At 52.0% G+C, this 10,210-nt stretch carries 9 protein-coding genes; all 9 read right to left on the reverse strand.

Features of this window, described 5'->3' with window-relative positions:
* Positions 1–25: 25 nt before the first annotated feature.
* Positions 26–1,066, reverse strand: a complete 1,041-nt coding sequence (pseI, locus tag DW925_RS08255) for a pseudaminic acid synthase (RefSeq protein ID WP_117583142.1) — start codon at positions 1,064–1,066, stop codon at positions 26–28.
* 3 nt (positions 1,067–1,069) lie between these two features.
* The gene (gene pseF, locus DW925_RS08260) at positions 1,070–1,765 is read right to left on the reverse strand and encodes a pseudaminic acid cytidylyltransferase (RefSeq protein ID WP_117583141.1); all 696 of its coding nucleotides are present in this window, start codon (positions 1,763–1,765) and stop codon (positions 1,070–1,072) included.
* On the reverse strand, positions 1,765–2,973 hold the full coding sequence (gene pseC, locus DW925_RS08265; RefSeq protein ID WP_117790790.1) for a UDP-4-amino-4,6-dideoxy-N-acetyl-beta-L-altrosamine transaminase: 1,209 nt from the start codon (positions 2,971–2,973) through the stop codon (positions 1,765–1,767). Before pseC ends, pseF begins: the two co-directional genes overlap by 1 nt.
* A 26-nt stretch (positions 2,974–2,999) precedes the next feature.
* Positions 3,000–3,656 (reverse strand): hypothetical protein, encoded by a 657-nt coding sequence (locus tag DW925_RS08270; RefSeq protein WP_199577069.1) that lies wholly within the window; start codon positions 3,654–3,656, stop codon positions 3,000–3,002.
* 11 nt (positions 3,657–3,667) lie between these two features.
* Complete coding sequence (locus DW925_RS08275; RefSeq protein ID WP_117790791.1) at positions 3,668–4,714, reverse strand: polysaccharide biosynthesis protein; 1,047 nt, start codon at positions 4,712–4,714, stop codon at positions 3,668–3,670.
* A 59-nt stretch (positions 4,715–4,773) separates the two neighbouring features.
* Entirely contained in the window at positions 4,774–6,237 is a 1,464-nt protein-coding gene (locus DW925_RS08280) for a lipopolysaccharide biosynthesis protein (protein ID WP_158565760.1), read from the reverse strand.
* The gene (locus tag DW925_RS08285) at positions 6,227–7,459 is read right to left on the reverse strand and encodes a hypothetical protein (RefSeq protein ID WP_117790793.1); all 1,233 of its coding nucleotides are present in this window, start codon (positions 7,457–7,459) and stop codon (positions 6,227–6,229) included. Before DW925_RS08285 ends, DW925_RS08280 begins: the two co-directional genes overlap by 11 nt.
* Positions 7,449–8,744 carry a hypothetical protein gene (locus DW925_RS08290; protein WP_117790794.1) on the reverse strand — a complete coding sequence of 432 codons (1,296 nt, stop codon included), beginning with the start codon at positions 8,742–8,744 and terminating at the stop codon, positions 7,449–7,451. Before DW925_RS08290 ends, DW925_RS08285 begins: the two co-directional genes overlap by 11 nt.
* On the reverse strand, positions 8,741–10,210 hold a 1,470-nt coding region (locus tag DW925_RS08295), incomplete at its 5' end, for a sugar nucleotide-binding protein (RefSeq protein ID WP_117790795.1). The genes DW925_RS08295 and DW925_RS08290, both read right to left, overlap by 4 nt.

The raw sequence follows: 10,210 nt of genomic DNA on the forward strand, positions 1-10,210 counted from the left end.
GTTCTCCTTTCCCTCAGCTCGCCCGCTACAAGCTCTCCAGATCGGCCTGGATGATGGGCTCTCCGAACTTAATGTCGCGCTGCGCTGCGTGGCCGAGAAGCGCGTCCAGGTGCTTGGGTGCCACTCCATAGGCAGGTCTGATGCTCCGCACGTTCTCGTTGGTGAAAGCCTCGCCGCGCGCGATGTCCTTCACCGCGTAGAGGGAGCGACGGCCGGGAAGGCCCTTCTCCTCCTTCTCAGTGCGCTCGTAGGTGACATGGCCGATGGATGCCTTCGCGCGTCGAACGTCGCGGATCATCGCCTTGAACTCGGCGGGCTCCATTGAGAACTCCGAGTCCACAGTTTTCTGCTCGCGGGAGATGCAGTAGTGCTTCTCTATGACGCTCGCTCCCAGCGTGGCCGCAGCCACGTCGACACCCCAGCCCATGGAGTGATCAGAAAGGCCAACGGCGCACCCGAACCGGTCGCGCATGTCGGTCATGGTGGCAATGTTCATGTCCTCGTAGACGGCGGGGTACTCGCTCGTGCACTTCAGCAGCACGATGCGGTCGTTGCCTACAGAGCGGCAGGCGTTAACGGCGACGGCGATTTCGTCCGCGGTACCCATCCCGCAGGAAATGACCATAGGCTTGCCCTTTGAGGCGGTGTAACGGATAAGTGGCACGTCGACTAGCTCAGGCGAAGCAATCTTGTACATCTCGCAGCCGATGGACTCGAGGAAGTCAACGGAGGTCGGATCGAAGACGGAGGACAGGAAGTCCATGCCTAAGCGTTCGCACTCCTCTTTAATCTCGGCCTGCCATTCCCAGGGGGTGTGCGCCTCCTCATAGAGGTCGTAGAGCGTCCTACCCTCCCACAGCCCGCCAGGCGTCGTCTGGAAGTCGGGCGAGTCGCAGTCAATGGTAATAGTGTCGGCGGTGTAGGTTTGAAGCTTCAGACAATCCGCGCCTGCCTCAGCGGCGGAGCGGACGATTTCCATTGCCTTGTCGACGCTCCCGCCGTGGTTGCCGCTCATCTCAGCAATGAAGTAGACGTCGCCGCGCTTTATGGTCTCGAATAGTCTCATTGTCTAGTCCTCCTGGGTCATGGCTCGATATTTCTGCTCGGCCAGCTCCCAATCCTCGGGAGTGTCGATGTCCTGTACGAGCCTGCTGGGTATGCGCAGAAATCTCGTATTATTGGTGATGAAGCTGCCGGTCTCGTAGTAAGACGCGACCTTCGCGAAGTAAAACCTCCCGCAGTCGTGAACCATCTCGGGGAGGTCCTGGCTGCGGGTCTGTGCGTACTCGGGGAAGGCGTACTCGAGCGAGCCGTCCTCACCCACCCTGAAGCCGCGCAGAGGCGGGAAATCGAATGAGGTAACAGGGATTACGGATGAGGCCCCCGCTTCAATCATCTCGGAGGCCTCCATGAGCTCGGAGACCTGGACGAAGGGTGCCGTCGGGTACAAGCAACACATTCTATCAAACTCGATGCCGCGTTTGGCGTACTCGGAGAGTATTTCGCGCAACACATCCGCCGTCGTGGCGTAGTCGTTGCTCGTAGCCTCGCTGCGCATGAAGGGAACCTCGGCCCCGTATTTCCTAGCCACGTCGGCAATCTCGTCGTCGTCGGTCGAGACCATCACGACGTCGAAGATGCCGCTCGTAACCGCAGTCTCGACCGAGTACGCCAGCATGGGCTTGCCACAGAAATCGCGGACATTCTTGCGCGGTATTCGCTTCGAGCCACCGCGGGCAGTAATGATGCAAACACTAGAGGGCATTATTTCGCACCCCTATTGGCACGGCACCACTCAACGACCTTGGTAACCGCGTCAACAACGAGTTGCGCATCCTCATTGGAGAGTCCGCAGTGCAGCGGAAGCGTTACACAGTGATCATAGTAATCCTCGGCATTAGGACAGTCGCCGCGGCCGTGTCCCAGGTCCTTGTAGTATGGTAATAGGTAAACAGGCAGGTAGTGAACATTGACACCCAAGTTCTCAGCACGCAAAGCATCGAAGATCCAACGACGGTTTACGCCAAGTGCTTCCGTGTCAAACTTTAGGCAATAGAGGTGGCGCACGGTATCTTCAGGAGAGGCATCCATTTGGAACTGCACCTCCGGGATCTTGGAGAACTGCTCGTTATAGAAGGCAACGAGCTCCTTACGGCGAGAGCCGAACTGGTCTAGTCGCTTCATCTGGCTTACGCCAAGAGATGCCTCAATGTCACTAATGCGGTAGTTGTAGCCCAAGACTAGCTGCTCATAGTACCAACCGCCCTGGTCCGTCTCGCGCATCATATCGTGGTTGCGCGTAATGCCGTGTTTGGCGTAAAGCTCGATCATCTTACCCAGCTCGGGATCATTCGTTGCTACGGCGCCGCCTTCACCAGTAGTGATGGTCTTCACCGGATGGAAGCTAAAAGTAGTGATATCAGCGATAGCACCCACTGCGCGGCCATTGTGGAACGTGCCCATTGCATGGGCTGCGTCCTCAATGAAGGTCAGACCGTTCTCATCGCAAATCTTGCGAATCTCATCAGAAGCAACGTGAACACCGCCAAAGTCAACAGCCACAATTGCTTTCGTTTTGGCGGAAAGCTTCTCACGGATTGAAGCTGGATCGATATTCCAGGTCTTCGGATCAATATCCGCAAACACAGGCGTAGCACCACAGTAGCGCACGCAGTTAGCCGATGCGGCAAAAGTGATAGGAGATACTATCACTTCATCACCGGGTTTAATGCCTGCGGCAAGACATGCTACGTGCAGAGCCGCAGTGCCGTTAGCCACGGCAGTTACAAATTTAGCCCCTGTGGCAGCCTTAATGGACTCTTCGAAGGCTTCGGTCGCGGGACCGCAGGTCAGATAGTCACCGCGCAGGCAATCTTCCACTGCCTTAATGTCGTCCTCGTTGATATCCTGGTGTCCATAGCCCAAAACCTTGAGACTAGTGGGTTCGCCGCCGTTTATTGCGAGTTCCTTCATGTCAAACCTCCTGTTGAACAGTACTATTAGTTTCTGGGCATAATCTTCAGATTCGGAGTTTTACCGTAGACAACGGACCCGGCAGGCACATCCTCATCCCTTACGACGGCACCTTCTCCAATCAGGCAACCGTCACCGATGTGAGAATTGCCCAACACCTTGCTACCGGTACACATTTGCACGTCACGGCCGATGACCGGGTAGACTTCGTTAATATTGCCGACCGTACACCCCTGAGTAAACGAGAAGCCGTCTCCGTAGGTTGCTCGGCCCATGAAGGAGCCGGTCGGATGATCGAAGGTGAAAGTCTCAGGCAGTTCAACTTCGTAATACAAGTCGCAACCCGAAACCGTCTTCATTTGACCGTAGATCTTGTCGCAAACAATACGTGCTGCAGTGGGATTTTCTTTTTCTTCTCGGAAAATAGTGTTAGCCGTCAGGTACAGAAACAGCATCCAATGGCAAGTATGCAGAGGATCGAAGTATGCCTCACGCTCCCCCGCCGCATTAAGTCTCCAGTAGTACTTATTGTCATTAGCAGAGATATTGCGCTCCAGCCTCTCGAGCGTTCGCTCCATATGCTTGGTAATCAGGCGCTCATCATCAATTGACTTAAAAAAGTTGTTACCGATTTGATTGAGCAGCATGTCTTTGACGTCACGCAACGGGAACCTATAAATCATCTTGCCCTCCTTTAGATGTGGCGGATACCATTAAGCTCTTCGCGTACATACTCAGCAGTCATGATTTTCTTTACAGTGCCCTCAACATCCAGTCGGTTGGTATTGTGGGACGTATAGGCCTCGTCGGTCATGGTTCTCACCTCTCCGGTGGCCTGCTTGTTGTCATAGTTCAGACCACGGATATCGGCTGCCACGCGATAATAACCGCCCATATCTTCGGCACGCAGGCGCTCCTCGCGGGTCATGAGCGTCTCAAACAGTTTTTCTCCGTGGCGCGGGCCGATGATAGTTGTACCCGTATCGCCAAACAGCTGCTGAACGGCCTTCGCAAGATCGCCAATGGTGCTTGCGTCTGCCTTCTGAATGAAAAGGTCACCCGGGTTGGCGTGCTCGAATGCGAACTTAACAAGGTCAACTGCCTCATCAAGGTTCATCAGGAATCGTGTCATGCTGGGATCCGTAATGGTGATGGGATTACCAGCGTGAATCTGCTCAATAAAGAGTGGGATAACAGAACCGCGAGAGCACATAACGTTACCGTAACGAGTACAGCACACCACCGTATCGCCTTTTTCTGCAGCCCTACGAGCATTGGCGAAGATCACGCTTTCCATCAGGGCTTTGGACTTTCCCATAGCGTTAATGGGATACGCGGCTTTATCAGTGGAGAGACAAACGACTCGCTTAACGCCTGCATCCGATGCAGCGTGAAGGACGTTATCCGTGCCCATGATGTTGGTGCGGACAGCCTCCATCGGGAAAAACTCGCAAGAAGGAACTTGCTTAAGGGCTGCCGCATGGAAGATATAGTCCACGCCATGCATGGCATCGCGCACGGATTGAATGTTGCGTACATCACCAATATGGAATTTTACCTTAGCGAAATGGTCAGGATATCGAGCTTGAAGCTCATGCCGCATATCATCCTGCTTCTTCTCGTCGCGAGAGAAAATACGAATCTCCCCCACATCGGAGGTCAGGAAATGCTTGAGGACGGTATTGCCGAAGGATCCCGTTCCTCCCGTAATCATTAAAGTTGACCCGTTGAATGTCGACATTGGATTGATACCTTTCTATCGTATTCGAATTGATAAGTAACCTAATAAAGAGTTGAGCTTCAGCTTCTCCTTGAAACAAACCCGCACAAGAGCGATGCTGCCTCGGATAATTCACTGAACTTGAAGAGCTTTGCTCCTCCCAGGTAGACAGAAGCGAAGAGGATGACCTGCAGAAACAATTCGGGAACGTAGCCCAACCCCAGAAGCTGAACAGCGAGCGATGCCGCAGCGGCAACGAGAGAGAGGGATAAGATTGGCAGAATGTCCTTAACCTGGTTCAAAGACGAATAGCCATGAAGGCGCTTTGCAGGTGTAGCGTCGACGAAGACGATCGAGATAACTCCAACGATGAAATTTGCCCAAGCCGTATGGTAAATATCGTGGGTGAGGGCGGCGGTGATCCATATGATGGCTCCTCCGCCCAAAACTTTAATAATTTGGAGACGCATATAAAGAGAGCTATCTCCCAGAGCCATGTACGCTCGGAGGTTTACAAGCTGAATCATCAAAATGGCATTAGAGATGCACGTCAGCTGAAAGATTGGAACACAAGCGAGCCATTTTTCTGTCAAGAGAATGGCAACTAGTGGCTTGGCAACTACGGCAGCCAGCAAAGATATGGGGGCGACGAGAAACGTACCGAGCGTGAGCCCGCGACGTATGGCGCCACGAAGTGCCTCAGAATCTCCTTTAATTGCTGAAAACATCGGAAATAATACGTTGGCGATGGAATTGCTCATCACCCCAATTGCTGCAGTGGGATACTTACGGCCTTGGCTGTACAGCCCGAGTTCGCTGGTTGAACAGGCACGTCCGATTATCAACTCCGAGATGCCGGAGTAGATAACATTCAGAATTCCCGTAATGCAGATCTTCCAGCCATAACTAAATAACGACCACGCCTGAGCGACATCGAACGTAAATGCAGGTTTCCAGCTGATTTGCAGCCACATGACAATACAAATGAAAATGCTTTGAAGCAAAGACTGTAAGACTAGAGACCAAACGCCAAACCCAAAGAAAGCGAGCACCACGCCTCCGAAGCCCGAAATGAGCGCGGCTATTGTCGTGGCGGCGAAAATGCACCTAAAATTCATGTTTCGTTGGAGGTAGGAACGCTGAATAGAGTTTGCCGAGTTGAAAAAGACTATTACACCGAGCACTCGAAGATAAACCACGAGATCTGGCATATTATAGAAGACAGAGATTGTCGGCGACGTAAAGTACACCACGATATATAGAGCGGCTGCCAATCCGAGACTCAGCCACCAAGCGGTGGAATAAGAACGATCGTCGGCATCGCTCTTTTGAATAAGTGCCATCCCTAGACCGCTTTGGGCAATAGAATCGGTGATTTGAGTAACCACCAACAATATTGCCAAAATACCGAAGGCCTCAGGGGATAGCAATCGAGCAAGAATAATTTGAACGAAAAGTTGAATAGCCTTAGAGCCACCTTGTTCAAGGAAACTCCAAAGGAATGTATTTGCTTTTCCAGACTTAGTCGAAGAACTACTTGCCATACCGTCCTCCATATGTTGACCCACATTCGTTTTGCAAACGATGAATAAGCGAATCGATGCGGCATTGTCCGTTGTCGATTTCTTGTTCCAAGAAGGACGTATAGGCTGGCATATATTTGTTCAAACTAAATTCAACCGTCAACCTCAGCAGCTCGTCAGGATTGCTTGCAGTAGGCAACATTTCTTTGTATTCGGAAAAATAGCTGTCAAGAGACTCGTCAATAACAATGTAGGGGGTTCCAAGACATGCGACGTCTAGCGCAGCAGTAGACTGCTCAATAAAGGCGAAATCAAAATCAATTGCTTCAATTTTCTCTTCCTTATATAGTTCAACATCACTCGTCGAAACGGCGTCGCGCAGTTCATTAATGGAAAACAGGGAGCCAGGATGCATTTTGATGAGCAGCTTGAAACCGAAGCGATTCTGAAGATTAAGGAGAGGTTCGATGCGATGAGAAATCTGTTCAGAGGTTTTCGAGCTGGAAAGAATGAGCAAGACACGTTTTGCGTCAGCAAAACTCTCAACATAATGCTTAGGTTCCAGTCTCATCAATTTTGAAAATTTATAAGTACCAGCGTCGACAGCTTTTTCTGAATTGACAAGAACAGCGCTCTTTTTGCTCCAGGCATAGAAATATGTGGCACGCACAGGCGAAAAGAATCGAGCGTCTCCAATTAGGCCATGCTGAAGAACTGCGGATGTTGCATGGTCGTTCATGGCTATGACTGTTGAATAAAAATGATGGTCAGTCATCAAAATAAAAGGATGCTGGTAGCCTATACGCGCAACGTAGTTATCCATTCGTTTAATTAAAAACCTAGCTAAACTATCATTTACGGTGCATTCGCTGCCGATAAAAGAAAGAACACGAGGCAGGGAAAGGACAACAAGGGTCACAGCTTTAAATATCGGCCAAAACACGCCCATTTTGATGTGTCTATTTGGCGAGTAACTATTGAGACAAATGAACGTAGCTTTCTCAGCATCGCAGATCTCCGCAGTATCTCGCAAATTAGAAACCATGTTGTTATTCTTAATTTCATCAACGTAAATTGTCGATTCTGGTGCATGACGCAAGCCAATCGAGTTGATATAGACAAGCAGCATTTTCAAGAGCAAGTCGATACCGCAGCGTCTTGACCAAGCACTTTGACCTTTGGCAATAACATTGCTCCGATCTTCGGTGCAAGCCGAAAGAATCATCTTAAATTTATCGTCCATTACTATCCTCATAGATGCAGGCCAAAACGGAACCCAACGTTACTGAAGAAATTGCTTCAAAAAAGACATGACCACCAACACAGCTAAACGCAAGCATTCCAAGTAAAGCTATAAATTGAAAATGTCCTTCGTTTCTTGTTCGCCAAGACAGACGCAGCTGTTTAAACAAAAAGGCATATACACAGATAAAGGCAAAGGCCCCATAGGAAAAAAATAAATCAGCCCAATCAAATTCGATCGGTCTAACGTTTGCAGTTAATAAATAGCCACTTGATACAGCTAAATCATGGTGAAAACGATAGTACCCATTGCCGATTAAGAAACCCAGAGGATTATTGCTTGCAATAAATAGATTGGTTGCTTCAGCCAGCATCCAGGTTCGTCCACTTGTGAGGTAGTCAATTAATGAACGATTCTCGAAAAGGTAAGTTTGACGAACAGATACCTTTTCAAGCATTTCATTTAGAAAGGTTACGTTATTGAAGGCGAATAGCAGGCCAGCAACAACGAGAATTCCGATCACGGCATTTCTCAACCTAGTTTCAGGGGGAATTAATAAGTAATACATCACTATGAAAAAGGCGAATAGATATCCCGCCTTTGTGCCAAGCAATAATAATGAAATTAGATTTAACCCCATTGGGATAATCCAAAGAGACTTTTTCTGTATAAATACAGCATCAGCCGAATAAGCAAAAAGCACAATCATAGAAACATTGATGCTGTTAAGAGAAGAAAAGACGCTTTTATAGCCTGAGCCATCCCAATAGCTTGATGCCCCAAGTCCCAAAGCAATCGATCCCAAATATAGAATCGGAACATAAATTGCAGCGATAGATATTGCTTTTTTGACTTGATTAATAGACAACGCATTGCAGCGAATCAAACTTTTTGAAGCAAAGAAAACTGCAAAACAAATTATTAGTTTAATACCGATGCTTATGTCATAAAGTAATGTAGACGCTGTCATGCCTTCTGTGCTAAACGCCTGCATTAGCACAGATTGAATTACAATCGACGTTAAAGCAAGAAACAGTATACAAAATCCTTTAGGGTCAAGACGAAGTTCTATATATAACAACAAGGCAAAGAAAGTCATTCGGACAATTTGGGAAAACGAGCTTATGCCGAATAATCCTGAAAAGAAATCAAGCGCCACATTTCCGCAAATGAAGAAAAGCAGCAAATTGGTAAAGAGGCTGTAGGTTTTTGTAGGTACGAAATTGCTCTTGCCAATCCCATGGCCATCAGAATTCGTAAACAATGAGGAAAGTTCGACACTCATACGGCTTCTATCCCCATAGTTGATTGAGCGACGCTGTCGCCATCCGAGCCAACATACTCCCCCAGCTCTTTCTCCCAGTCGGACATGTGGAACCCGACCGACTCGAGCTTGGAAAGGTCGAGTGCGGAGTGGACCGGGCGCGGGGCGATGGGGCCCTCGGCATTCGCGTAGTAGTCGGCGGTGCTCACCGGCACGACCCTCTCCCCGTTGCCGTTGGCGGCCTCGAAGACGGCGCGGGCGATGTCCGCCCAGGACCTCACGGCACCGGAGCCGGTGCAGTCGTAGGTACCGTAGGGGGCGTGCGAGCCCAGCACGTGGAAGATCGCCTCGGCCATGTCGCGCGTGAAGGTCAGGCGGCCAAGCTGGTCGTCCACGACCGTGACCCGCTCGAGCCCGTCCTCGGGGTCGGCGACGCGGTCGGAGAGCCCCTTCATGGTCTTGACGAAGTTGTGCCCCTCGCCGATGACCCAGGAGCTGCGCATGATGTAGTGGCGCGGGCACCCGGCCACGGCGATGTCGCCTGCGGCCTTGGTCTGGCCGTAGGCGGACAGCGGGGAGAAAGGCTCCTCCTCGTCATGCACCTCGGCGGTGCCGTCGAAGACGTAGTCGGAGGACACGTGGACCAGGGTGATCCCGTGCCCGGAGCAGGTGCGTGCGAGCAGGGCGGGGCCGGTGGCGTTGGCCTTCCAGGCGGCCGCGCGGCCCTCGGGGGTCTCGGCTTTATCCACGGCGGTGTAGGCGCCGCAGTTGATCACGGTGCCGTAGAGCGACCAGTCGTACTTGGAGTAGGCGTCCGGGTCTGACATGTCGAAGGTGTCGATGTCGCAGAAGTCGAAGTCCTTGGCGACGCCGCGCTCCTCGGCCAGCGCGCGGACCGCGCGGCCCAGCTGGCCGTTGCAGCCGGTGACGAGCGTCCTCTTGGGCGCCATGGGGACGACGTCCTTCAGCATCGGGTGGTTGAGGTCGGCCTCGGAGACGGTGGCCTGCTCGAGCGGGATCGGCCACTCGATGGCGAGCTCGGGGTCGGCGAGGTTCACGAAGGTGTAGGTCTTCTTCAATTCAAGGGACCAGTGGGCGTCCACCAGGTAGGTGTAGGCGGTGCCGCCCTCCAGGGCCTGGAAGGAGTTGCCCACGCCGCGCGGGACGTAGATGGCCTTGGAGGGGTCCAGCACGGTCGTGTAGACCTTCCCGTAGGTCTCGCTGCCCTCGCGCAGGTCGACCCAGGCGCCGAACACGCTGCCGCGGGCCACGGAGATGAACTTGTCCCAGGGCTCGGCGTGGATGCCGCGGGTGACGCCGCGGCTGTCGTTGTAGGAGACGTTGTTCTGGACGACCCTGAGGTCGGGGATGCCCAGGGCGGTCATCTTGGCGCGCTGCCAGTTCTCCTTGAACCAGCCGCGCGAGTCTCCGTGGACGGCCAGGTCGACGACCTTGAGGCCCCCGATGCCGGTATCGGCGACGGCGAG

It is taken from the genome of Collinsella sp. AM43-1 (assembly GCF_003467925.1).
In the GTDB taxonomy this organism is placed as follows: Bacteria; Actinomycetota; Coriobacteriia; order Coriobacteriales; family Coriobacteriaceae; genus Collinsella.

Bases quoted from the DNA above. Each gene is read 5' to 3' on its own strand.
- pseI (WP_117583142.1), bottom strand. From the start codon at position 1,066: ATGAGACTATTCGAGACCATAAAGCGCGGCGACGTCTACTTCATTGCT.
- pseF (WP_117583141.1), bottom strand. From the start codon at position 1,765: ATGCCCTCTAGTGTTTGCATCATTACTGCCCGCGGTGGCTCGAAGCGA.
- pseC (WP_117790790.1), bottom strand. From the start codon at position 2,973: ATGAAGGAACTCGCAATAAACGGCGGCGAACCCACTAGTCTCAAGGTT.
- DW925_RS08270 (WP_199577069.1), bottom strand. From the start codon at position 3,656: ATGATTTATAGGTTCCCGTTGCGTGACGTCAAAGACATGCTGCTCAAT.
- DW925_RS08275 (WP_117790791.1), bottom strand. From the start codon at position 4,714: ATGTCGACATTCAACGGGTCAACTTTAATGATTACGGGAGGAACGGGA.
- DW925_RS08280 (WP_158565760.1), bottom strand. From the start codon at position 6,237: ATGGCAAGTAGTTCTTCGACTAAGTCTGGAAAAGCAAATACATTCCTT.
- DW925_RS08285 (WP_117790793.1), bottom strand. From the start codon at position 7,459: ATGGACGATAAATTTAAGATGATTCTTTCGGCTTGCACCGAAGATCGG.
- DW925_RS08290 (WP_117790794.1), bottom strand. From the start codon at position 8,744: ATGAGTGTCGAACTTTCCTCATTGTTTACGAATTCTGATGGCCATGGG.